Source organism: Bordetella genomosp. 2 (assembly GCF_002261345.1).
Classification (GTDB): Bacteria; Pseudomonadota; Gammaproteobacteria; order Burkholderiales; family Burkholderiaceae_B; genus Bordetella_A.
On sequence record NZ_NEVT01000003.1, the window covers coordinates 1,250,585 to 1,273,750 of the forward strand.

Sequence of the window (23,166 nt, forward strand, 5' to 3'; positions counted from 1 at the left end):
GTCATTTCCTCTACTGCGCGTCGCGGTTGGGGCGGTTGAGTGCGGTGCCGGGCGTCCATTGATAGCCGGCCGACACGATGCTGCTCGGCGAGCCGGACGCGTTGAGCGCTTCGCGCGTGTCGATCGAAGCCTGGCTTTCTTCTTCCTGCGGTACGTAGGCCGAGCCTTTGGCCCGCAGCGGGATCTCACTGGCCAGTACGCTGCGCACGAAGTCCCGCTGGGAGGCGAATTTCAGGGATGCGGGCATCACGGTGCCCAGGACTTCTTCCGGGTCGCGCCGTTCGTGCTCCTTGAACAGGGATTTGACCAGAGCCAGATGGCCCAGCTCGTAGTCCAGGAAGCGTTCCCAGATGGCCTTGATGCGGGGATTGGTTTCCTGTTCGACGCAGCTGTAGTAGGTGTAGACCTCGGTCGCTTCATGGATCAGCAATTTTTCCAACAGCGATTCTCCGGGGTCTTGCAGCGAGCCATACTGTGTGACGTGCTGCTCTTCGATGGAAGCGATTTCGGCATACAGCTGGCGCGCCAATGGGTCGGCGAACAGTGGACCGATGTTCATGTAATAGTCGTGGGTCTGGTATTCCGCGGCAGTGATGAGGGTGGCGTGCAACTTGGTGAGCAACGACGCCTGCTCGCGTTGATACGGGCGTCGCACGTCATCCTCGGGAGCGCGGTGTTCATCACGGGTGGGACGGCCGGGCACGATGTCGGTATAGCCCTGCAGAATGTTGTTGGCGTCCTTGCCTTCCAGACGGTCCAGCATGGCGCTGTAGCGGTACAAATGATCGAAGTCTTCGAGCAGGCCGAAGCGGTAACTTTGGGCTTGGTACGGGTCCGGCTCGGCCTGCGCGACGGCCGCCGTCACTTCGATGGCGACTTGCTCATAAGCGATGGTGGTTTCCAGCGGGGAATGGTCGGCCGACAATAGCCAGTTGATCATGGTCGCCTGGTGATGCTCGACGCGCCGCAGTTGGGCCAGCGGCACGCGCAGTGGCTCGTTGAAGCGGCTGGCGATATGTTTCAGGCGCAGCGCGTCCACTTCCAGTCCATTGAGCAGAACGATGCGGATCCGCGTGAAAGCGTCGTCGTCCAGCTTGCTGATGGGTTTGCCCACCGTGTCGGCCCAGGTGAAACGCTGGCGGTCCAGCGGCACGCCAGCGTTGTCCCACAAATTGTTCATCGTGCCCATGTCGGTCTCCTGGAAAACCGCCGCAGGCAGCAAATGGTGTTCCCGTCGCTACTGGCCTAGCCGCTGCGCGGGCCGGACCGCTTGCGCAGCACCGCTGGCGTATCGTCGCGCGGCTTCAGCACGCCCGACTCATCGTCGCCTTGCGGGTTGGGGTTGCCGTCGAACTGTGTCGCCTTGCCTTCCGGCGAATCCAGGTCCCCGGCCTGGGAAGGGCGCGAACCGTCTCGTCCGTCGTGCTGGTTGGCGTGCCGGATCCCTTTTTGCACTTCGTCGCCGATATCTGACTGGGGAGTGTCCGGGTTTGGTGCCTTGGGGGAGCCGGCGCTGCGTGTTTCGGACGATTTGCTGGAAAGACGTGGGAATACGCGGGGTCTCATAGCTACCTCCTGTTGAGAAACAGTCCTGCAGCAGTTTCTGTGCCTATGTATGGTCGTGCGCGCGGGTTCCCGTGGCGTTTGCCACGCCTGGGTCGAAACCGTCCTAGAATATCTTTGGTCTTCAACCTATTAGGATGACTATGTGGAACCTTCTCGACAGGCTACGCACTCTTTGCCTACTAGCGATACCTCTGGTCGCGATGTCGCCCGTGGTTGCCACTGCGGCGGCGGTGACCCTGTACCTTGATCCCCATGGTTCGGATAAAGCCAACGGCGGCAGGCCTGATCAGGCCCTGCGGTCGTTGCAGAAGGCGTTGAATATTGCTTATTTCCGGGTCAAGCAGGGCGCAGACCAGGTGAGGATTGAGATCGCTCCAGGCCGCTATGTAGGCCAGCAGGTCCGAATCGGCCGGCCTCCGGCAGACGCACATTTTGAAATTGTTGCCCGGCCAAGCGCCTCTTCGCGTCCGATATTTGACGGCGGTGGCAGAAGGGGGACTTGGTTCATTATGAAAGCTGCGGACCAGAACGAAGCACGCTTTACGTTCTCAGGGCTGGAAGTCGCCAATTACCTTACTGCGATGTCTTTTGAAGGAAACCGTGAGCTGGTCAACACCAGTCAGGGCAATAACGTCGTTCAGAACATGGTGTTCCGCAATATCGGTCAAGCTAAATCTGGCGAACAGCCGAGTACGGCGGCTGTGCGATTCGTTAACTCACGCCATAATGTCATTCGTGGCAATCACTTTATCAATATTCGCAACAAACGCAGTTGTGGTTTGCTCCACTCGATTTATCTGGCTCATCACTCAAGCGACAATCGTATTGAGAACAACACATTCAAGAACACTTGTGGCTCACCCATTCGGCTGCGTGACGCATCGAACAACAATATTGCTACTAGAAATGTCTTTCGCGAGGCAGAGTTTCGGGCAGTTTTCGACGAATGGTATTGCAACCCGGAACGCATCGATAAATGCACGAAGAAAATACCAGAGTGTCCGTCATGGGGGAATCGCTATGAGGCCAACACTGTGAGCGATTCCGATCAGCGTGCTATCCGGGAGCCGACCGTGGTGCATATTCCGGAAATCCCCTCCACGTGTGATGTGCAGGCTGGAGCTGCGTCGTCGCCCGCTGCTTCCGGTGCGTCAACGGCCACGTATCGCGCAACCAACGCCAAGCGCGAGCGCATCATCAGGAAGTGACTGACCTCGGTCTGGGTATTTACCAACTCGGCAAAAAAAACGCCCCGCATGGCAGACCATGCGGGGCAACAAGCATTACCAAGATGTGTGTGTCGTACCTGGAGAGAGGAGGTGCATCACACAGGCACTACGATAAGGCAATTGCCTGGCGCGCGGGGCGTTGCGCGCGTGTTTGACTTGCGCCAGATCAAGTTGTGTTCTTGCTGATGGCGCGGGCGGCGCGGATGACGAGGGGGCCGAGCTCGTGGCGGGCGCGCTCGAGGGTCCACCGGGGCTTCGGCACGGAGATGTTGATGGCCGCGATGGGCTGGCTGTCTTCGTTCAGAATGGCGGCGGCCACATTGACGTCGCCCTGGAAGAATTCCTCGTCCGCATAGGCGTAGCGGTTCTCGCGCGCCTCGGCGATCAAACCACGCAATACCTCGACCTCGGTGGTGCTGTGCGGCGTATATTTCTGCAGCGGCGCACTGGCCAGCCGGCGCTCGGCCTCATCCGACGGCAGGTGCGCCAGCACGGCCCGGCCCGAGGAAGAGGCCGGCATGGGGATGCGCGTGCCGGTCGGCATATAAACGGGGATGTGCTGAGAGGTGGGCACGCGCATGACGAACACCATGCTGTTGTGTTCGTCGGGCACCGACAGGTTGACGATCTCTCCCGATTCCTGGTTCAACTGGTGCAGCACCGCGTGGGCGTTCTGGAAGAGCGGTTCGCGGGCCAAGTAGCTGTAGCCCAGGCCCACCGCCTTGACAGTGACGCGGTAGCGCTTGCTGTACGCGTCTTTCTTCAGATAGCCGCACTGCTCCAGGGTGTAGGCCACGCGCTGCGCCGAGCCGCTGGTGATGTCGCAGGCTTGCGCGATTTCGCGCAGGTTCATGGTCTCGCAGTTGCGGAAGGCTTCCAGGACCGCGAGACCTTTTTCCAGAGATTGGATGAATAGCGCCGAATCGGCCATCGATGTTCCCGGCGACAGCCCGGCGCGCCAGGCTATCGCATTGCGTAACGTATTTGACTGGCGATGTTATCACCGCCCTTGCTGCAGCCCAGGGGAGCCAAGGTGGTTGCCATTCGCCATTAATCGATAAATAATAATCGAATATCAAATTATAGTTATCGATATTCGATATGTCATCAGAAAACCGGCCGATACTGCCCGAGGCGGTGGATGTGGCCATCATCGGCGGCGGCATCATCGGGACTTGCACGGCGTACGCGCTGGCCCAGGCCGGCATGCGGGTCTGCGTGCTGGAAAAGGGCGTGCTGGCCGGCGAGCAGTCGTCGCGCAACTGGGGCTGGGTGCGCACGCTGGATCGCGATCCGGCGGAAGTGCCGCTGGCGCTGCGCGCCAATCAGCTGTGGGGCGAGATCCAGGCTCGCGCGGAGGTCGGCTTCCGCCGCACCGGCATTCTTTACCTGCAAGAGGACGGGCACGATGCGCAACGGCACCAGCGCTGGCTGGACCTGGCCCGCTCTTGCGAAACCGGGGCGACCCTGCTGGATCGGGCCGCGGTGCTGCGCCATTTGCCAGAATCGCCCAGGCCCTGGAGCGGGGCGCTCTACAGCCCGACGGACGGAGTCGCGGAACCCGGCCTGGCCACGCAGGCCATCGCCGGGCTGGCCCGCGGGCATGGCGCGGTGGTGCTGGAGCGTTGTGCCGCGCGGGGGCTGGACCTGCAAGCCGGCCGTGTCGCGGGCGTGGTGACTGAACGCGGCCTGATCAAGGCGCAAGCCGTCCTGCTGGCGGGGGGCGCATGGTCGCGCCTGTTCTGCGGCAACAGCGGCGTCGAATTCCCGCAGCTGAAAGTGCGCGGCTCGGTGCTGCGTACCGGACCTTTCGATGCGCCGTTGTCGGCCACGGTGAATGGCAAGACGTTCACCTGCCGCAAGCGGGCCGATGGCGGATATACAGTTTCGCAGTTCGGCGCCTCGATGGCGGACGTGGTGCCGGACAGTTTCCGCCTGATGAGCAAGTTCCTGCGCGCCTGGCTTGCCAATAATGCCTTCGTGAAGGTGCGCTTCGGCAAGCGGTTCTTCGAGGAACTGGCTATTCCGCGCCGCTTTGCGCTGGATGATGTCAGCCCGTTCGAACGCTGCCGCGTGCTTGATCCCGCGCCTTCGGCGGGCGCGATCGCGACGGCATGGCGGCGGCTGACGGCGGCCTTCCCGGTTTTCAACGCGGCGCGTATCGCGCACGCCTGGGGTGGCTATATCGATGTCACGCCGGACGCCTTGCCGGTGATGTCGCAGGTGGACGGCATACCGGGGTTTTATCTGGCCTCGGGGTTTTCCGGCCACGGGTTCGGCATCGGTCCCGCCGCGGGCGAACTGATGGCCGACCTGATCCTGGGCCGCACGCCGCGTGTCGACATCCAACCGTTCCGACTTGCGCGCTTTGCCGGCTGAGGCAGGGCGGATGCCACCCATGCACCACATGACAAAAGGGGATACTCCAATGCGTTCATCATCCTTGTTGCACGAGCAGGCCGTCGTGGTCGACGGCCTGGTGTTTTTCAGCGACGGCAGCACTCGCGATATGCGGGCCGGTGGCGTCAATGCCATCAACCTCACCGTGACCGACATGCGCTCGGACTTCGAGCAGGCGCTCAAGGATGTGATGGCGTGGCGGCAGCGCGCGCTCGACCCCGATTCCGGCTGGCTGCTGGTCGAGCGCGCCGAAGATATCGTGCGCGCCAAGCAGGCCGGCAAGCTGGGGCTGATCATGGGCTGGCAGAACGGCCGCCCGCTGGAGGACCAACTGGACCGGGTGGCGCTGTTCCATACGCTCGGCATGCGGGTCATCCAGTTGACGTACAACGAGGCCAATCTGCTGGGCGACGGCTGCCTGGAGCGCCGCAACGCCGGTCTGTCGGCGCTGGGTATCGAGATGGTGGCCGAGCTCAACCGGGTCGGTATCGCCATCGACTTGAGCCACTGCGCCGCGCAGACCTGCCTGGACGCGGCGCGGCACAGTTCGCGCCCGGTGCTGCTGACGCACGCCAATGCCAATGCTGTGATCCCGCGGCCGCGCAACAAGTCCGACGAGGTGCTCAAGGCGGTGGCGGCGACCGGCGGCGTGATCGGCTGCAGCATTCATGCCTACCTGAACTGGCGCGGCGATCCGAAGCAGCAGCCGACGCTGGACGATTTCGTCGCCAATGTGCGCTACATCGGCGAACTGGTCGGATACGAGCACGTGGGCATCGGCACGGATTTTCCTGCGGTGGACACGTACGAGGCGGTGCGCCATGTGATGGTGATGTCGCGTACCAAGTACGCCGCGTCGGGGGGAGATTTTTCGAACGCGTTCGGCGACGTGATGGAAGCGCGCTACCCCACGGAAACACCCACGCCCGCGCAGTTCCCCGAGCTGACCGCGGCGCTGGCGCGCGGCGGCCTGAGCGAGACGCAGATTCTTGGTGTGCTGGGCGGAAACTTCCAGCGCGCTTTCGCGGCTGCCTGGTCGGCCGCCTGAAGGGGAGGAACACCATGACACTCCGTCACATCCTGCGCGCGATCGGCATGGGGGCCGCGCTGGCCTGCGCCGCCCTGGCAACGGCCCGTGCCGCCTATCCCGAGCGCACCATCCGCATCGTCGTGCCATACCAGCCGGGCGGCTCGACCGACACGGTGGTGCGCAAGTTCGCCGAGCTGGCGGCGCCCGAGCTGGGCCAGTCCATCATCATCGAGAACAAGGGGGGGCGCAGGCGCCACCCTGGGGGCCCGCGCGCTGGCGAACGCCGAGCCGGACGGCTATACGCTGGCGATCCTGCCCAGCCCGGTGTTCCGCATGCCGCATATCCAGGACATGGGCTACGACCCGAACCGCGATTTCACCTACGTGATGATGCTCAGCGGCTATACGCTCGGCGTGGCCGTCCCGGCCAACGCCCCGTACCGTGACTGGGCCGGGTTCATCGACTACGCCCGCAAGCACCCGGGCGACATCGCGTACGGCACGGCGAGCGTGGGCAGTGCCTCCAACGTGATGATGGAGGACATCGCCAGGCGCAATGGCGTGACCTGGCGGCACATTCCCTACAAGGGCGAGTCCGACGTGATCCAGGGCGTGCTGGGCGGGCAGTTGCAGGCCTATGCCGGTTCCACCACGGTCCTGCCAATGGTGCAGGCGGGCAAGATGCGCATGCTGGTGACCTGGGGCGACGCGCGCAGCGCGCAGTTTCCCGACGTGCCGACCCTGCACGAGCTGGACGGCACGCCGGCGGCATATGCCCCGTTCGGCATCGCCGCCCCCAAGGGGCTGCCGCCGGAGATCCTGCAAACCTTGCACGATACGTTCAAGCGCGTTGCCGAATCGGAAGCCTTCCGGTCCATCCTGACCCAGTACGGGCAGGAACTGGTCTACCTGGACAGCGCCGCCTACGCGCGCTATGCCGCCGAGCAATTCGAAGCCGAAAGGAAAATCGTCCAGGACTTGGGCCTGAAGGCGAACTGACGCCATTCTCCGCGACGTACGGGCGGATCGACCAAGGAGCATCTCTATGGTTAACGCTGTATCAGTAGACGAGAAGAACGCCCCGGCGCGCCGCCGTTTCATGGGCCTGTTGGGCGGCGCGACGCTGGCCGGGCTGGGGCCGCTGCGCACGGCGAGGGCAGCGGCGGGCTGGCCCACCCAGCCGATCCGCTTGGTCGTGGGCTACCCGCCGGGCGGCGGCACGGACACGGTGGCCCGCCTGCTGGCCGAGCAGTTTTCACGCAGCCTGGGGCAGCAGGTCGTCGTCGAGAATCGCCCGGGGGCCAGCGGCACCATCGCCACCCAGCAGGTGGTGCGCTCGGCGCCCGACGGCTACACCTTGCTGTTCGCCACGGCGTCGCCGCTGACCGGCGCGCCGCTTACCATGAAGGGGCTGCAGTACGACCCCATGGCCGACCTGGCCCCGATCACGCTGGTGGGCAACGGGCCGTTCATCCTGGTGGCCAACCCGGCGTTTCCGCCGAATACGCTGCCGGAGCTCGTGGAGTATGCGCGGCAGCATCCGGGCGAAGTCAATTATGCGTCGCCCGGCAATAGCACGGCCAACTACTTCTTCTGCGAATTGCTCAACATGGATGCCGGCATCAAGACCGTCAATGTGCCTTACAAGGGCAGTTCGGCGCTGGTGAACGACTTGATCGGCGGCTACGTGCAATACACGCTCGAGACACCCGGCACGACCTTGCCGCTGATCCGCCAGGGCAAGCTCAAGGCGTTGGCGATCCTGCACGACCGGCGGCTGGCCAAGGCGCCGGAGATCCCCACTACCGCCGAGGCAGGCTATCCGCAACTGCTTGGCGGCTCGTGGTATGGCCTGCTGGCGCCGGCCGGCACGCCGCGGCCCATCCTGGACAAAGTCCAGCAGGCTACCGTGGCAGCGCTCGCGACGCCGGCGATGCGCACGGCCCTGGAAGAACGCGATGTCCTGGCCCAGGGCAATACGCCCGAGCAGTTCCGGCAATTCATCGAGGCCGAGTACCGCCGGTGGAAGGACGTGACCGGCCGGCTCGGCATCAAACCCCAATGAAGGTGGAGTCTCCATCATGAATATCGCGGATCCGGACCTGACCCGGGGAAGTGCGCCATTGTCCATGCGGCCCACGCTGGCGGGCATGGACCACATGATCTCGGCCGGCCACTACCTGGCCACCCATGCGGGCGCCCAGATCCTGCAGGCCGGCGGCAATGCCATCGATGCCGGCGTGGCGGCGGGCATTGCGCTCGGGGTGGTGCAGAGCGACATCGTCAACATCGGCGGCGTGGCCCCGTGCCTGGTCTACCACGCGCAGACAGGCAAAGTATGGAGCATTTCCGGGCTGGGCTATTGGCCGCGCGCGGCCAGCCTGGATCTGTTCCTGGACAAGTATGGCGGACGCATTCCCGCTGGTGTGCTGCGCACCGTCATCCCGGCGGCGCCCGATGCGTGGATTACGGCGCTCGAGCGCTTCGGCACCATGTCGTTCGGCGACGTCGCGGCGGCCGCGATCGGCTTTGCGCGCGATGGCTTCGTCATGTACCCGCTGATGGCCGAGGTGCTGGCCGATCACCAGGACAACTACCGGCGCTGGTCCTCCAGCGCCGCGGTGTATTTGCCCGGCGGGCGGCCACCGGCCGCCGGCGAGGTGTTCCGCCAGGCCGACCTGGCGGCGAGCCTGCAGTACATGGCCGACGAAGAGCGCGCGCATACCTCGGCGGGCCGCCTGGCCGGCCTGGCGGCGGCGCGGCGCGCCTTCTACCAGGGCGACATCGCGGCGCGCATGGTCGCCTACCATCGGGAAAACGGCGGGCTGCTGACGCATGAGGACCTGCGCGACTTCTCGGTCGAGGTGGAGCCAGCCTTGAGCACCGACTTCCACGGCACGCGCCTGTACAGTTGCGGCTTCTGGTGCCAGGGGCCTACGCTGCTGCAGATGCTGAACATCCTGGAGTCGCGCGACCTGCGGACGCTGGGACACAACTCGGCGTCCTATATCCACCTGCTGACGGAAGCGATCAAGCTGGCGTTCGCCGATCGTGAAGTGCACTACGGCGACCCGCGCCACAAACCGGTGCCGCAGGACGTGCTGCTGTCCAAGGCTTATGCCCGCGAGCGCCTGGCGCTGATCCTGGCCGACCGCGCCGGTCCGGATATCCCTGCCGCCGGCGATTTGCTCGACGCCGGGCTGAGCAGGCCGCCCCTGCATCGGCCGGAGGACGCGCAGCGCACCGATCCACGCCTGGACACATCCTATGTGGCTGCGGTCGACAAGCACGGCAATGCGTTTTCCGCCACGCCGAGCGATGGCTCATACAACACCCCGGTCATCCCGGGAACGGGGCTGTGCGCGTCGGGCCGCGGCAGCCAATCGTGGGCCGAGCGCGGCCACGCCTGCGCCATCGGGCCCGGCCGCAGGCCGCGCCTGACGCCCAATCCTTCACTGGCGATCCGGCCCGGCGGCTATGTGATGCCCTTCGGTACGCCGGGCGGCGATGTGCAGTGCCAGGCCATGCTGCAAACCTTCCTGAACATGGAGGTGTTCGGCATGGACCCGCAGCAAGCTGTGGAGGCGCCGCGTTTCGCCACGTTCAGCTTTCCTTCGTCGTTCGAGCCGCACAGCGTCCAGCCGGGACGCCTGATGATCGAGGACCTGGTGGCGCGGCCGGTCGGCGAGGCGCTGGCGGCCATGGGGCATTCGGTGCAGTGGTGGCGCGATCGCAACTGGCGCGCCGGCGCGATGTGCGTGGTCAGGCACGACACTCGCACGGATATACGCTGGGGAGCCGCCGACCCGCGCCGGCCGGCGTACGCCATCGGTCGTTGAGACCGTGCCGCCTGAATCCGGCGTGCCGGGTGGTCGCGCGGGTGGCGCTGGTAACGGACGGCTACCGGTTCGGCCGACGCCGTCGCTGATGAAGCGGCTTGTTGCATTTGGCAGGGATGTCTTGCTATCTGGCGCGTGCGCGCGACGTGCAGGCGAGTACAGTGAAAAAGCCTCAAGAACAACAGGAGCATCCCATGTTCGACAAATTTCCCGTTTTGCGTCGCGGCGCCGTGGCCGCCATGTCGGTGGCGGCGGCAGGCCTGGTCTTCACAGGCTGCACCACCACTTCGCCGCAGGCATCCGCGACCGCGGCCGAGCAGCGCCAGGAAATCGACAGCGGCGCCGATGCCGCGCTGGGCAAGCTGTACCAGACTTCGCCGCAGGCGAAGGAACTGGTGCAACGCGCCAAGGGAGTGCTGGTGTTCCCGTCGGTGCTGAGCGCCAGCTTCGTGGTGGGCGCCCAGCACGGCAAGGGGGTGCTGCGCGTGGGCGGCGCCAACGCGGGCTACTACAGCACCTCGGCGGGATCCATCGGCTTTCAGGCGGGCGCGCAGTCGAAGGCCGTGATCCTGCTGTTCATGACCGACCAGGCGCTGGAGCAATTCCGCAACAGCAAGGGCTGGACGGTCGGGGCCGACGCTTCGGTCGCGGTGGCGAATATCGGGGCCAACGGCCGCATCGATTCCAATACCGCGCAGCAGCCGATCGTCGGTTTCGTCATGAATAACGCCGGCCTGATGGCGGGTGTGTCGCTGGAAGGCGCGAAAATCTCGAAGCTGGAACTTTGATCGCGCCGCGGCGCGGCCGCGCTGCTTCGGCAACGGCCCCGGCGCCTGCATGGCGGCGGGGCCTTTTCATGCGGGGCTAGGGCGCCTGGTCGTTGCCGCCCGCTGCGGGCTTGGCGGCAGGCTTGGCCACGCAAGTGAAGTCGATGGTGGCTTCCTTGGGCATCAGGCCGGTGGCGTGGTTGGATGTGACCTTGGGGTGCGACAGGCGCTGCCCGAGGGATTCGCAATGTGCCGCGGCCTTTTCGCGCGCGATGTTCTTCACTTCGACCCAGGTCTGGAACTTGGCGCCGGCATTGTAAGTGACGCGATAGGTGTCTTTGCCCGTGGGGGTGGTCTGGCTGATGCTCGAGCACGCGCACAGCAGGGAGAGCATCAGGGCGCAGGGGAAAAAGCGAAACGGCATGGAACTTCCGGAGTCGGGTGTCAGCGCTATTACATAGCACCAGGCGCCTGTCGCGCAAGCAGGCGGCGCGTGCCCCGGCATCAGCCGGGTGCGATTGCGTTGCGACGGTCCAGCTTGCGGCTCAGCACGATCGAGGTCTGGGTCTGCTTGACGCCCTCGATCAGGCCGATGTGGTCGAGCAGGTCGTCGAGCTGTTCGTGGGTTTCGCAGCGCAGGAACACCAGATAGTCGAACGGCCCGCTTACCGACGAGACTTCTTCGACTTCGGGGATCTTGGCCAGCTCGCGGATGACTGCCGCCGGGGTTTTGGGCAGCACGCTGATGAAGCAGTATGCCCGCACCGCCGCGTCTTCCAGCTTGTGTCCGAGCCGCACGCCGTAGCCCGCGATCGCGCCCTCGCGTTCGAGTCGGGCCAGCCGGCCCACCACCGTACTGCGCGCCAGTTTCAGCTTGCGCGCCAGGATGGCGGCAGGTTCGCGCGCGTTGGCCTGCAGCAGGCTGAGGAGCTGGCGGTCGATGGCGTCGAGTTTGTCGGGCATACGGGAAATGTGACGAGCATAGGCCTGTCCGGAAAGTACAGGCGCGGCACGCGACAAGTCAATGCGCACCGCCGCCCGCGCGCCTCGGGCCGCTGGCGTGGTGCGTGCTAGCATGCCCGTCGAAAACTCTTATTGCGAGGCCTTATGGATATCCAGGAACAAATTGCGGTCATTGTGCATACAATCTCGCACCAGGGTGGGCGTATCGACGCGCTCAATGCCGTCACGTCGTCCATGCTGCACCTGGCCAAGTCGTCGCCCGGCTTGCGCGAAGCAATCGAGGCGCAGCTGGAGCAGAATTACTCCAGCCTGCTGGCCCGCTCGGAAAACCCCCAGTACGTCGCCGGTTTCGAAAGCGTGCGCGATACGGTGCTGGCCGCCCTGAAGTAGGCGGTTTACCCACAGCTTCTGTGGACAAGCCTTGGGATAGGCTGGGAACAGCCAGAAAATTCCCTTGTGTGACAAGTGTTTGCGTATCGCGCTCAATCGCTGATGGAGCGCGCCCGCTTCAGCCTGCGTTGGCGACGATGCTGCCCAGGGTTCGTAGCGCGTCCGCAATCTGCGGTGTGTACGTCTGGCCGCAGCTGAGCCGCAGGAAATGGTTGTAGCGGTCCGAGTTCGAGAACATCGTTCCGGGCGCAATGCGGATGCCCTGCGCCAGGGCCTGCTCGAACACCTGGGCGCTGGATCGCTGGCCGGGCAGCTCGACCCACAACAGCATGCCGCCCTCGGGCATGCTCAGCCGCGTGCCCGGCGGGAAATGCCGGGCAACGGCTTCGGCCACTTGCTCGCGCTGGATCTTCACCTGGCGGCGCAAGCGGCTCAGGTGCCGGTCGTAGGCTTTCGATCCCATGTAGTCGGCCACGGCGACCTGGGCCAGGGGCTCGTTGTGGCGGCTTTGCGCGAATTTCAGCATGGCGACGCGCGACTGCCACCGGCCGGCGGTCATCCAGCCCAGCCGCATGCCGGGAGCCAGTGTCTTGTGCATCGAGGCACAGTGGATCACGTTGCCGGTGTGGTCCCAGGACTTGACGGCGGGACGCAGCCGATCGTCATCGCAAAGCATGCCGTAGGTATCGTCTTCGATCAGGGCGACCTGGTGGCGCTCGCAAAGAGCCGCCAGCCGCGCTTTTTCGGCGTCGGGCATGACACAGCCGAGCGGGTTCTGGAAATTCGGCACGACCACCACGGCGCGCAGGTGCGGGTGGGTCCGCAGAGCCAGTTCCAGCGCATCGACGGACAGGCCCTGCAGGGGGCTGGTAGGGATCTCCAGCGCGCGCATGCCCAGGCTTTCCAGGATCTGCAGCAGCCCGAAATACACCGGCGACTCGACCGCGATGGTGTCGCCGGGCCGGGCTACCGCGCGCAATGCGAGATTCACGGCCTCGATGCAGCCGTGTGTGACCAGGATCTCGTCGGGCGCCAGATTCATGCCCAGCTCCAGCGCGCGGCGCGCCAGCACGCCGCGCAGCTCCGGATGCCCCAGCGGGGGAACCCGGTCGACCAGCATGAGCGGCTTGGCGCGGACCGCCCGGATCATGGCCTGCTTGAGCGCTTCGGCCGGGTAGTGCGCCGGCGAGGCGGCCGCCAGCGCCAGGTTGACGCTGGTGACATGCCGCTCACACTGGGCAATGAAGTCCGATACGCGATCATGGATGCCGACGTAGCGTGCCGGATCGAGCGGCCGGCCCGGGTCCGGCTCGGACGCCGGCAGCATGGCCTTGCGGTGCAACGGGCGCACGAAATACCCGGACCGGGGCCGCGCCTCGATGAGCCCGTCGTCCTCGAGCTGGCGGCATGCTTGCAGCGCCGTGGACAGGCTGACCCGGTGCGTGCGGACCAGGGTCCGCACGGACGGCATGCGTTCGGCCGGGGCCAGCGCGCCGGTGCGAATGGCGCGGCGATAGTGGTCGGCCAGGCGCTGGTATAGGGGCGTATCCATGCGGGAATGGTGCGCGGGCGGGATGCCGCCGTACAGGCACAGTTCACGGGAAAATCCACCATAACAGATGCCGGGACAGCTGTCTGTTGCGGTACAGAAACTGGCGGCGTGTGTCTGTCACGACGGGAGCGGCGCGGGTAGCCTGTGAACCATCCCAAACCTGTGCAGGAGCGCCGTCATGGCAGTTGCCAGCGCCACCATTACCCGTCAAGTCGTGCTGCGGCGCGGCGAAACATTCGTGTTCCGTGCGCCATGCCACAGCGTGGTGGTCTGTTCCGAGGGCAGTGTGCGCCGCACCGAGCGGATCGCGCGCGGAGACGACGAATTGCCCCTGGTTGTCGACGTACTCCTGCGCCGAGGAGAGTCGCATGCGGTGGAAAATGGAGCCGTCGTCACCCTGGCGGCCGAGTCTGACGCGCAACTGTTATGCCTGCTGTCGGTGCGGCCGTGGCGTGTATTCGCGGCGAGACTGCTGCAAGGGGCCGCAGATTATGTTATGATGACAAACATCAGACGCGGGGTGGAGCAGTCTGGCAGCTCGTCGGGCTCATAACCCGAAGGTCGTAGGTTCAAATCCTGCCCCCGCAACCAATTCGATGAAGGCCTGGCGTATTCGCCGGGCCTTTTTCATTGGGTGGCTGCGGCAAGCGCCGCAGGGCTCAGGCGCGCCCCCCGGGGCGGTCGAGCATGGCGACCAGCGCCTGTTTCAGTTGCGGCGAGAAGATCGGCACCGTGTGCGTGACGCCATCCCGGTCGACGCCTTCTTTCAGGGTGACCGACTGGCCGTCGAAGATGTCTGGCGCCGTGCGCAGTTCGACATAGCGCGCCAGCAGCGCATCCACCTGTTCCTGGGCGGCCGCCAGCGGTGCGGGGCCGGCCAGGCGCTGCGCCGAGTGGGCCTGCAGCACGCGGTGCAGGTCATCGATGAACAGCGCCAGCGCGGCCTGGCCCCGGCAATGAGGTTGTTGCCAGCCCCAGTCCTGGTCGGCCGGAGCGGCGGCGGGAGGAAGGCGTTTTTTTGACATAGCGTCATCCTAAACCATTCGGGCGGCCGCGTGCGTTGCGCCGAGCCGGCAATATGGCGCACAGGGTTTGCCGGTTTGACTGGAAACGGTGCATGATTGGCACTGCCGGTTTGCCGGCACCGGGTGCCGCCCGGGCCCTGGTGGTCTTCCGTGCCAAGGAGAAATCATGAAGAACAGAATCCTGCTCGTCGTCCTGCTCGCCGTCTCGGCGGTATCTGCCGGATGCAATACGGTTGCCGGTGCCGGCAGGGACATCGAACGCGGTGGCGAGGAAATCCAGAAGGCCGCCGACTGACCGCGCGCCGCCGCCGCGCCCGTGCGGCCCGGCGGCGGCTGTCAAGGCAGGCCTGAGGCATAATTCATCGTCGAATCATCTGCCAGGAACATCTATGCGCATCTCGGGCTTGTTGGGGCTGATCATGGCGGTCGCATTGAGCGGCTGCGCGAGCAAAGGGTTGTTGTCCGGCGATCCGCCGGGCGCCACGGAAACCTTCCCGGTCAATGCCGATTTCCAGGCCGCTCACCGTCGCGCGGGCGAGTACGTGCGGGTCTGCCATGAAGAACGCGCCCATCCCTACGGCGTCGTCTATCAATCGAACAGCACGCTGGGTGAAAAGGGCGTGCCCAACGAGATACAGGTCTACAAGCAGAAAGAGCCGGCCAAGATCCTGGAGATCATTCGCAGCCAGGCGGACGGCCCGGCCGCCTCGCGGGTCACGGTCATGGTGCTGGGCGACGCCCCCTGGGACGCGGCCGAACTGGCGGCGGCCAAGGCGTCCATCCAGAGCGCCACGCCGACCTGCCGGGCGCTGAAAGATTGAGCCTCATCGAACCGCCCATGGCAGTCCCTCGCCACGGCAACTCATGCGCCACGCTGGCCCCCGCCGCGCGCTGGCTGGGATGGCTCAACGCCATCGCGGTCCTGGGCGAGCTGGGGTTCGCGCTTGGCGTGCTGGGCAGCGAAGTCGCGCCGCCCAACCTGGCCGTGCCGCTGGCGTGCTTCCTGGCAGGGGTGGTGGCCAGCGGGCTGTCCATGGTCTGCTGGAGCTGGGGGGCGGACGAGGCTGGCCGGCGCTGGCTGGCCCCGGCACGGTGGGCCGGCTTGCTGGCGTACCTGCTGGCGCTAGCCGCCTTCGTCGCCGGGTGCTGGCTGTCGGCCGGCCTGGCGTTCGAGGCTGATGCTGGCGACGTGGACGCCGGCTACACAATGCGTATACCTGGCGCTTGAAATTGCTTGCGACGCGGTGAGTGAGGGATTTAATATACGCATTGCGTATATTAAATCCCCCCCCGAGGCCGGCCATGTCCATCTCCCAACAAGCTTTCCTGCGCGACGCGATGCGTCGCCTCAATTTGACGCGCGATGTCTTCGCCACCCGCATCGGCGTGAAGCGTCGCGCGCTGGACACGTGGCTGCTGCCCGAGGGGTCGCAGGAATTCCGCGCCATGCCGGAAGTAGTCGAGCGCTTCGTCGGCGAAATCGTCCAGAACGAGGCGTTGCGCGAGAAATATACGCAGAGCTCGCAGGTGGGGCCGCTGCGCGACCGCATTGCCTATGACGGCAAGCACCAGCTCATTTCGGTGGACCAGTTCTCGCGGGAATCGGTGGAAGATCTGTTCCGGGTCGCCGACCTGATGCAACCCATTGCGCGCCGCCAGAAAGTGTCGCGCGTCCTGGAAGGCGCGGTGCTGGGCAACCTGTTCTTCGAGGCCAGCACCCGCACGCGCGTGAGCTTCGGCGCGGCGTTCTGCCGCCTGGGCGGCTCAGTGTGCGACACCACCGGCTTCACGTTCTCGTCCATGGCCAAGGGCGAGTCGATCTACGATACCAGCCGGGTGATGAGCGGCTATGTGGACGCCATGGTGGTGCGTCACCCGGACCAGGGTTCGGTCGCCGAGTTCGCGCGCGCGACCAACATCCCGGTGGTCAACGGCGGCGACGGGCCGGGCGAGCATCCCAGCCAGGCGCTGCTGGATCTCTACACCATCCTGACCGAGTTCTCGCGGCTGGGCAAGCTGCTGGACGGCGCTCACATCGCCATGGTGGGCGACCTGAAATACGGGCGCACCGTGCATTCGCTGATCAAGCTGCTGGCGTTGTACAAGGGCATCAAGTTCACGCTGATTTCGCCGCCGGGGCTCGAAATGCCCGGCTACATCATCGAGCAGGCCAGCCGCAACGATAACGTCATCGAACAGAAGAGCACCCTGGCCGATGGCCTGGCGGGCGTCGACGTGATCTACGCCACCCGCGTACAGAAAGAGCGCTTCGCCAACGAGGAGACCGAGGGATATACCCCCGATTTCCAGATCAGCCGCGCCACCATCGACGCGCACTGCGGGCCGGATACGATCGTCATGCATCCGTTGCCGCGCGACAGCCGGCCGGGCGCCAATGACCTCAGCACCGACCTCAACGACGACCCGCGCCTGGCGATCTTCCGCCAGACCGACAACGGCATCCCGATCCGCATGGCGATCTTCGCCGTGCTCCTGGGGGTGGAAGGGCTGGTGCAGCACTCGATGCGCGACGTGACCTGGAAACATCCGTCGCACGTCGGGCCCGACGACTCCGCCTTCCACGGGCTCGACTGACGCGGCGGCAAGGCGAGCGCGGGTGGCGCCGCCGCGCGCGCTTCAGATGCGCTTTTCGCCGCCCAGCGCTTCGGTCAATTCGGCCAGCAGCTTGGCCAGCTCGCCCGTCATCAGCGCCATGTCGGAGTCGAATTTCTCGTCGTCGTTCTGCATGACCGTGTCGTTGCCTTCTTTCAGCACGTCCAGCGGCGTCACCCGCTTGATGTCCAGCGCTTCGGTCAGCACGAACGACACGCGGTCGGCCCAGGTCATGGCCAGGCGGGTGCATTGTTTGCCGGCCTGGATGTGGCGGCGCACGTCGTCCACGTCGATGGAGTGCTTGACGTAGCGGATGGCCGCGCGGCTTTCGCCCGAGGCGCGCAATTCCGTGTCCTGGTCGATGCTGAAATTGGGCGGCGCTTCGTCGGCGGCGAGCCAGCCGGTCATCGCCGCCGCCGGCGATTGCGCGACGTACAGGTTCTCGAGCGGCAGCGGGTCGATGGTCTTGACCAGCAGCCCGATGACCTCGTCCGCCTTCGCCGATGCGGCCGCGTCGATCACCAGCCAGTGATTCACCGGGTCGATCCACACCCGGGTATCGCGGTACACGCTGAACGCCTTGGGCAGCAGTTCGTCGGCGACACGTTCCTTGATTTCTTTCATTTGCTTGCGGCCGGGCTTGTAGCCCTGCTGCTCTTCGATCTCCTGGGCGCGCGCACGCGCCACCTGGTTGACCACCGTGGCCGGCAGCAGTTTCTTCTCGGCGCGCACGGACAGCAGGATCTGCTGGTTCACGCTGTGCGACAAGGCGGCGTTTTCGCGCGGGGAAATCCAGCCCAGGCTCTGCATTTCGAGATTGTTGCCGGCCTGATACGCGTGCCGGGCCAGGCTTTCTTCAAGCTGCTCGCCGGTCAGCGTCCACGGCGAGGAAAGACGGTATATCTTGAGATTCTTGAACCACATGGCGTCGGGCAAAAGGGTTGATTCTATACGACCATGACTGCCGTGGCGCCCCATGTGGTTCCCCCATTGACACGACACGTTCTGTCACTGACAGTGGACGGGCGTTCCGGTATCTTCCGGCGCATCTTCACTAGCCAAAAGGACATAACAATGAAACCTGCGACCATTGTGGGCATCGTGCTGATCGCGCTGGGCGCCGCGGCGCTGGTGTACAAGGGCTTCGACTACAAGAGCGAAGAAACCGTCCTGCAGATCGGTTCCGTCAAGGCCACGGCCGAAACCGAAAAATCCGTGGCCATCCCGACCTGGGCCGGCATCGCCGCCATCGTGGTGGGGGTGCTGGTGGTCGGGCTCGGCCGCCGCCGCTGAACCCGCATCGTCACATGCCAGCCCCGCGCCGAGGTGCCGGCGCGGGCAAAAAAAGGCCCGGCTTGAAAAAGCCGGGCCGGCAGGGTCACACAATGCCGCGCCATTAAAGGCTCGCGGGGGACGCGGCATTGGCGTCAGAGTACTGGCCCTGCGATCGTCGGACAGGGGATCAAACGCCCGACAATGCAGTGCAAGACCGTGATCTGAGCTTGCAGTCTAATCCCGCCGGTCTGACAGCGTCCTGAATCGAGCTCCCCTGGAAAACAGCCAAAAAAAAAGCTCCCGAGGGAGCTTTGAAGGGCCAGACAGGCGCAGCAGTCCTGCCTGGCGGGGGAACGCGCGGTCAGGCGTTGATGTCCACGTCCTTCGTCTCGCGCACGAACAGGGTGCCGATGACAAGGGTCATGACCGCGATGACGATCGGGTACCAGAGACCGTCGTAGATATTGCCCGTGGCGGCGACGATGGCGAAGGCCACCGGCGGCAGAAACCCGCCGAACCAGCCGTTGCCGATGTGGTACGGCAGGCTCATCGAGGTGTAGCGGATGCGGGTCGGGAACATTTCCACCAGCATGGCGGCGATCGGGCCGTACACCATGGTCACGTAGATCACCAGGATGGTCAGCAGCACCACGACCATGAACTTGTTCATCTGCGCCGGATCGGCCTTGGCGGGATAGCCGTGGTCGCGGATGGCCGTGGTCAGCGCCGCCTTCAGCTCGGCCGATTTGGCCTTGAACTCGGCCGGAGTCATGTCCTTGCCCTCGAACGAGGTGAACTCGTCGTTGCCGATCTTGACCTTGGCGACCGAGCCCGCCGGCGCTGCCTGGTTCTGGTAATTGACGGAGTTGCCGGCGAGGAACGACTTGACCACGTCGCAGGAACTGGTGAAGGACGAGGTGCCCACCGGATTGAACTGGAACGAGCAGGTTGCCGGGTCGGCGATGACCGTGACCGGGGCGGTCGCCTGGGCCTTTTCGAGCGCCGGGTTGGCGAAGTGGGTCAGGCCCTGGAACAGGGGGAAGTAGGTCACCGCGGCGATCAGGCAGCCCGCCATGATGATGGGCTTGCGGCCGATGCGATCGGACAGCGAGCCGAAGATCAGGAAGAACGGCGTGCCGATCAGGAGCGCCAGGGCGATCATGATGTTGGCGGTGTTGGCGTCGACCTGCAGCGTCTTGGTCAGGAAGAACAGGGCGTAGAACTGCCCGGTGTACCAGACCACGGCCTGGCCGGCGGTCAGGCCGAGCAGGGCGATGATGACGATCTTCAGGTTCTTCCACTGGCCGAACGACTCGGTCAGCGGCGCCTTGGAACCCTTGCCTTCTTCCTTCATGCGCTTGAAGGTGGGCGATTCATTGAGCTGCATCCGGATCCACACCGAAATGCCCAGCAGCACCACCGAGATCAGGAACGGGATGCGCCAGCCCCAGGCGCGGAACGATTCTTCGTCCATCAGGCCGCGCACGCCCATGATCACCAGCAGCGACAGGAACAGGCCCAGCGTGGCGGTGGTCTGGATCCAGGCGGTGTACGCGCCGCGCCGCCCATGCGGCGCGTGCTCGGCCACATAGGTGGCCGCGCCGCCGTATTCGCCGCCCAGGGCCAGGCCCTGCAGCAGGCGCAGGCCGATCAGGATGGCCGGGGCGGCGATGCCGATGCTGGCGTAGCTGGGCAGGATGCCGACCAGGAATGTCGACAGGCCCATGATCACGATGGTGACCAGGAAGGTGTACTTGCGTCCCACGAGGTCGCCCAGGCGGCCGAATACCAGCGCGCCGAACGGCCGCACCGCGAAACCGGCGGCGAAGGCCAGCAACGCGAAAATGAATGCCGCAGTGGGGTTGACGCCGGAGAAGAAGTGGGTGGCGATGATGGCCGCCAGCGAGCCGTACAGGTAGAAGTCGTACCACTCGAAAACGGTGCCTAGCGACGACGCGAAGATCACGCGCCGTTCTTCCTTGGTCATCGGGCGCGGGCCCGTTGATGGGCCGCGATCGGCCAGCGATGCTGTGCTCATGATGTCTCCTCGTTTGATGCCAGTGGTCATCCACCGTGCTTACTTTCCGCCGGCGAATACCGGCATCAAGCTGGTTACAAGGTAGAAAACCAGCCTGACGAGGTTCTGACGCGATACTTACCCGAATCTTAATTTTGAAACTATATGTTTCTTTGCGGGTGGCCGGGCGCCTCGATGAGGGTATTTCCTAGGCTGCCGCGGGCGGCTCGGGTGTGCGCCCGTACAACGAAAAAATCACGCGGATGCAGGTGCCCGGCAGCTGGGAATGCGCCGTGCCTTCGTGGATCTGCACCTCCGCGCGATGCTTCTGGGCGATCTCGCGGACGATGGCCAACCCCAGGCCGCTGCCCTCGGCCTGCGTGCCCAGCACACGGTAGAAGCGGTCGAATACCCGTTCGCGGTCTTCGGGGGCGATTCCGGGGCCGGAGTCCTCGACTTCGAGAATGGCGTGCAGGGCGGTGGCGCGCACCCGCACGGTCACGTGCCCGCCCGCCGGCGTGTAGCGCAAGGCGTTGTCCACCAGGTTGTTCAGCAGTTCGGCCAGCAGGATGTTGTTGCCGGCTATGTACACCGGGCGGTCGGCGGCCTCGAAGCCCAGGTCGGTGCCGAGCGCCAGGGCCTGCGGCACCCATTGCATGGTCTGCTCGGAGCCGATGGCATCGAGGTCGACGCGGGCCAGCCCGGCCGAATGCGGGTTCTCGGCCCGCGCCAGCAACAGCAACTGGTTGACCAGCCGGGTGGCGCGCTCCGAGCCCATGACCAGTTGGCGCAGGCTGGACTGCATCTCGTCGGGGCTGGCATCGCGCAGCGCCAGCTCGGCCTGGGTGCGCAGCCCGGCCAGCGGCGTCTTCAACTGGTGCGCCGCGTCAGCCACGAAGCGGCGCTGCGCCTCGACGTTGGCCGACAGGCGGTCGAGCAGTTCGTTCATGGCGCCCACCAGCGGGGCGATCTCGGACGGCGCGGCGCGCTCGTCAATGGGCGACAGGTCGTCCGGCCGGCGCGCGCGCAGCCGTTGCTGCAGGGCGTTGAGCGGCGCCACGCCGCGCGACAGGCCGAACCACACCAGCAGCACCGCGACGGGCAGCACGACGAATTGCGGGATGATCACGCCTTTGATGATGTCGTTGGCGAGCTGCGTGCGTTTTTCCATGGTCTCGGCTACGGCCAGCAGCACGGGCTGGGTGCGCGGGATGTGCAGGTCGACCCAGGTGTAGGCCAGCCGCACGCCGAAGCCGCGCAGCGTGTCGTCAGCGTACAGGATGGTGCCGGGCTGGGGCGGCCCGAGCTCTGGCGGCAGGGGCAGGGCGCGGTCGCCGCCCAGGTATTCGCCCCGGCTGCCCAGCGCCAGCCAGAAGACGCTTTCGGTTTCGTCGGGGCGCAGCACGTCGCGCACGCCTTCGCTCATGCGCAGGACCGCGCGGCCATCCTGGGCGTGCACGTGGCGCGCCAGCACATGCAGATTGTTGGCCAGCGCGCGGTCGTACGGGACGTTGGCGATGTTCTGCGCCACCACGTAGGTGATCGCCACGCTCATGGGCCACAGCAGGAACAGCGGGGCCAGCATCCAGTCGAGGATTTCGCCCAGCAGGGAGCGCTGCGGCGGCGCGAAGCTGGGGCCCTTGGCCCCGCCGCGCATGGCGTCCAGGGCTTCCTGGTTCAGCTTTTCATGCGTGGCCGGCTCAGTGGGGGAGGTAGCCGGCACCCTGGTCCCGTTCAAGGCAATAGCCCAGGCCGCGCACCGTGATGATCTTGACGCCGCTGGGTTCGAGTTTCTTGCGCAGCCGATGCACATAGACCTCGATGGCGTTGGTGCTGACTTCTTCGCCCCATTCGCAGAGGTGGTCCACCAGTTGCGTCTTGCTGACCATGCGGCCGCTGCGCGTCAGGAGGATCTCGAGCAGGCTGACCTCGCGGGCGGAGAGATCGAGCGTCTGGTCGTCGACCAGGGCCACGCGGCCGGTCTGGTCGAAGACCAGCCTGCCATGGCGCAGGAGCGTGGCGCCGCCGCCGGCGCCGCGCCGGGTCAGCGCGCGCACCCGCGCCTCGAGCTCGGACAGGGCGAAGGGCTTGGCCATGTAGTCGTCGGCGCCGAGATCGAGGCCCTTGACGCGCTGTTCGACGCTGTCGGCGGCGGTGAGGATCAGCACCGGCAGCAGCGAGTTGCGCGCGCGCAGGCGCCGCAGGACCTCGAGGCCGGCCAGCTGGGGCAGGCCGAGATCGAGGATGAGCAGGTCGAACGCCTGGGCGGCCAGGGCGGAATCGGCCGCCACGCCATCGCGGACGGCGTCGACGGCATAGCCGTTGTGCCGCAGCGAGCGGGACAGGCCATCGGCCAGGATGCTGTCGTCTTCGGCGATGAGGATGCGCATGCGGGTAAGCGGAAACAGTGGCCGGACGTGCCGCCCGGATCGGGGGCATTCTGGCACACGGCGGGGCGCTTGCCCAGCCAGGGGATCCCTGGAAAATTATGGCATACTGG

Annotated in this window: 24 protein-coding genes and 1 tRNA gene; 14 read left to right on the plus strand and 11 right to left on the minus strand. The window is 65.5% G+C overall.

From position 1 onward, the window contains the following. Nucleotides 1-10: 10 nt before the first annotated feature. Nucleotides 11-1,189 (minus strand): hypothetical protein, encoded by a 1,179-nt coding sequence (locus CAL24_RS07955; RefSeq protein ID WP_094806322.1) that lies wholly within the window; start codon nt 1,187-1,189, stop codon nt 11-13. A gap of 56 nt (nt 1,190-1,245) precedes the next feature. Then, entirely contained in the window at nt 1,246-1,455 is a 210-nt protein-coding gene (locus CAL24_RS07960; protein WP_051439335.1) for a hypothetical protein, read from the minus strand. 251 nt (nt 1,456-1,706) lie between these two features. Between CAL24_RS07960 and CAL24_RS07965 the strand changes: the two genes are divergently transcribed. Then, nucleotides 1,707-2,774: a right-handed parallel beta-helix repeat-containing protein gene (locus tag CAL24_RS07965; RefSeq protein WP_170947039.1), complete on the plus strand. Its 1,068-nt coding sequence runs from the start codon at nt 1,707-1,709 to the stop codon at nt 2,772-2,774. Between the two features lie 187 nt (nt 2,775-2,961). Here the strand turns inward: CAL24_RS07965 and CAL24_RS07970 are convergent, their stop codons facing one another. After that, the gene (locus tag CAL24_RS07970; RefSeq protein ID WP_094806324.1) at nt 2,962-3,726 is read right to left on the minus strand and encodes an IclR family transcriptional regulator; all 765 of its coding nucleotides are present in this window, start codon (nt 3,724-3,726) and stop codon (nt 2,962-2,964) included. A 170-nt stretch (nt 3,727-3,896) separates the two neighbouring features. On the opposite strand from CAL24_RS07970, the gene CAL24_RS07975 reads away from it, so the two are divergent. From CAL24_RS07975 to CAL24_RS08000, 6 genes are all read left to right on the plus strand, one after another. Further along, the gene (locus CAL24_RS07975; RefSeq protein WP_094806325.1) at nt 3,897-5,174 is read left to right on the plus strand and encodes an NAD(P)/FAD-dependent oxidoreductase; all 1,278 of its coding nucleotides are present in this window, start codon (nt 3,897-3,899) and stop codon (nt 5,172-5,174) included. 49 nt (nt 5,175-5,223) lie between these two features. Beyond that, nucleotides 5,224-6,243, plus strand: coding sequence for a dipeptidase (locus tag CAL24_RS07980; RefSeq protein WP_094806326.1), 1,020 nt, complete (start codon nt 5,224-5,226; stop codon nt 6,241-6,243). Between the two features lie 87 nt (nt 6,244-6,330). Then, nucleotides 6,331-7,224, plus strand: a complete 894-nt coding sequence (locus tag CAL24_RS07985; protein ID WP_249278491.1) for a tripartite tricarboxylate transporter substrate binding protein — start codon at nt 6,331-6,333, stop codon at nt 7,222-7,224. A gap of 46 nt (nt 7,225-7,270) precedes the next feature. Beyond that, entirely contained in the window at nt 7,271-8,290 is a 1,020-nt protein-coding gene (locus tag CAL24_RS07990; RefSeq protein ID WP_094806327.1) for a Bug family tripartite tricarboxylate transporter substrate binding protein, read from the plus strand. 16 nt (nt 8,291-8,306) lie between these two features. After that, complete coding sequence (locus tag CAL24_RS07995) at nt 8,307-10,064, plus strand: gamma-glutamyltransferase family protein (protein ID WP_094806328.1); 1,758 nt, start codon at nt 8,307-8,309, stop codon at nt 10,062-10,064. Between the two features lie 194 nt (nt 10,065-10,258). Continuing rightward, nucleotides 10,259-10,852, plus strand: coding sequence for a BPSL1445 family SYLF domain-containing lipoprotein (locus CAL24_RS08000; RefSeq protein ID WP_028353498.1), 594 nt, complete (start codon nt 10,259-10,261; stop codon nt 10,850-10,852). Nucleotides 10,853-10,928: 76 nt separating this feature from the next. Here the strand turns inward: CAL24_RS08000 and CAL24_RS08005 are convergent, their stop codons facing one another. Together CAL24_RS08005 and CAL24_RS08010 are read right to left on the minus strand one after the other, a co-directional pair. Continuing rightward, nucleotides 10,929-11,255, minus strand: coding sequence for a hypothetical protein (locus tag CAL24_RS08005; protein WP_038853175.1), 327 nt, complete (start codon nt 11,253-11,255; stop codon nt 10,929-10,931). An 80-nt stretch (nt 11,256-11,335) separates the two neighbouring features. Continuing rightward, the gene (locus CAL24_RS08010; RefSeq protein ID WP_094806329.1) at nt 11,336-11,794 is read right to left on the minus strand and encodes an Lrp/AsnC family transcriptional regulator; all 459 of its coding nucleotides are present in this window, start codon (nt 11,792-11,794) and stop codon (nt 11,336-11,338) included. A gap of 144 nt (nt 11,795-11,938) precedes the next feature. Between CAL24_RS08010 and CAL24_RS08015 the strand changes: the two genes are divergently transcribed. Beyond that, nucleotides 11,939-12,184 (plus strand): hypothetical protein, encoded by a 246-nt coding sequence (locus CAL24_RS08015; RefSeq protein ID WP_038853173.1) that lies wholly within the window; start codon nt 11,939-11,941, stop codon nt 12,182-12,184. A gap of 118 nt (nt 12,185-12,302) precedes the next feature. Here the strand turns inward: CAL24_RS08015 and CAL24_RS08020 are convergent, their stop codons facing one another. Beyond that, on the minus strand, nt 12,303-13,736 hold the full coding sequence (locus CAL24_RS08020; protein ID WP_094806330.1) for a PLP-dependent aminotransferase family protein: 1,434 nt from the start codon (nt 13,734-13,736) through the stop codon (nt 12,303-12,305). A 514-nt stretch (nt 13,737-14,250) separates the two neighbouring features. Between CAL24_RS08020 and CAL24_RS08025 the strand changes: the two genes are divergently transcribed. Beyond that, a tRNA-Met gene (locus tag CAL24_RS08025) sits at nt 14,251-14,327 on the plus strand. A gap of 68 nt (nt 14,328-14,395) precedes the next feature. Here CAL24_RS08025 and CAL24_RS08030 read toward each other — a convergent pair. After that, nucleotides 14,396-14,761, minus strand: a complete 366-nt coding sequence (locus CAL24_RS08030; RefSeq protein WP_028353494.1) for a hypothetical protein — start codon at nt 14,759-14,761, stop codon at nt 14,396-14,398. A 166-nt stretch (nt 14,762-14,927) separates the two neighbouring features. On the opposite strand from CAL24_RS08030, the gene CAL24_RS08035 reads away from it, so the two are divergent. From CAL24_RS08035 to CAL24_RS08050, 4 genes are all read left to right on the plus strand, one after another. Continuing rightward, nucleotides 14,928-15,056 carry an entericidin A/B family lipoprotein gene (locus CAL24_RS08035; protein ID WP_028353493.1) on the plus strand — a complete coding sequence of 43 codons (129 nt, stop codon included), beginning with the start codon at nt 14,928-14,930 and terminating at the stop codon, nt 15,054-15,056. Between the two features lie 94 nt (nt 15,057-15,150). Continuing rightward, nucleotides 15,151-15,582, plus strand: a complete 432-nt coding sequence (locus CAL24_RS08040) for a BPTD_2524 family lipoprotein (protein ID WP_028353492.1) — start codon at nt 15,151-15,153, stop codon at nt 15,580-15,582. A gap of 17 nt (nt 15,583-15,599) precedes the next feature. Continuing rightward, the gene (locus CAL24_RS08045) at nt 15,600-15,989 is read left to right on the plus strand and encodes a hypothetical protein (RefSeq protein WP_094806523.1); all 390 of its coding nucleotides are present in this window, start codon (nt 15,600-15,602) and stop codon (nt 15,987-15,989) included. Nucleotides 15,990-16,063: 74 nt separating this feature from the next. Further along, nucleotides 16,064-17,356 (plus strand): aspartate carbamoyltransferase, encoded by a 1,293-nt coding sequence (locus CAL24_RS08050; protein ID WP_028353491.1) that lies wholly within the window; start codon nt 16,064-16,066, stop codon nt 17,354-17,356. A gap of 42 nt (nt 17,357-17,398) precedes the next feature. Here CAL24_RS08050 and CAL24_RS08055 read toward each other — a convergent pair whose 3' ends face one another. Beyond that, a complete protein-coding gene (locus CAL24_RS08055) occupies nt 17,399-18,298 on the minus strand; it encodes a recombination-associated protein RdgC (RefSeq protein ID WP_094806524.1) in 900 nt (299 codons plus the stop codon). Between the two features lie 150 nt (nt 18,299-18,448). Between CAL24_RS08055 and CAL24_RS08060 the strand changes: the two genes are divergently transcribed. After that, entirely contained in the window at nt 18,449-18,667 is a 219-nt protein-coding gene (locus CAL24_RS08060) for a hypothetical protein (RefSeq protein WP_028353489.1), read from the plus strand. Between the two features lie 343 nt (nt 18,668-19,010). On the opposite strand, the gene CAL24_RS08065 is transcribed toward CAL24_RS08060, so the two are convergent. From CAL24_RS08065 to CAL24_RS08075, 3 genes are all read right to left on the minus strand, one after another. After that, nucleotides 19,011-20,687, minus strand: coding sequence for an MFS transporter (locus tag CAL24_RS08065; protein ID WP_028353488.1), 1,677 nt, complete (start codon nt 20,685-20,687; stop codon nt 19,011-19,013). Nucleotides 20,688-20,874: 187 nt separating this feature from the next. Continuing rightward, complete coding sequence (locus CAL24_RS08070) at nt 20,875-22,389, minus strand: sensor histidine kinase (protein WP_170947040.1); 1,515 nt, start codon at nt 22,387-22,389, stop codon at nt 20,875-20,877. Next, nucleotides 22,367-23,056: a response regulator transcription factor gene (locus tag CAL24_RS08075; RefSeq protein ID WP_028353486.1), complete on the minus strand. Its 690-nt coding sequence runs from the start codon at nt 23,054-23,056 to the stop codon at nt 22,367-22,369. The genes CAL24_RS08070 and CAL24_RS08075 overlap by 23 nt, the downstream gene beginning before the upstream one ends. Nucleotides 23,057-23,166 lie beyond the last annotated feature (110 nt).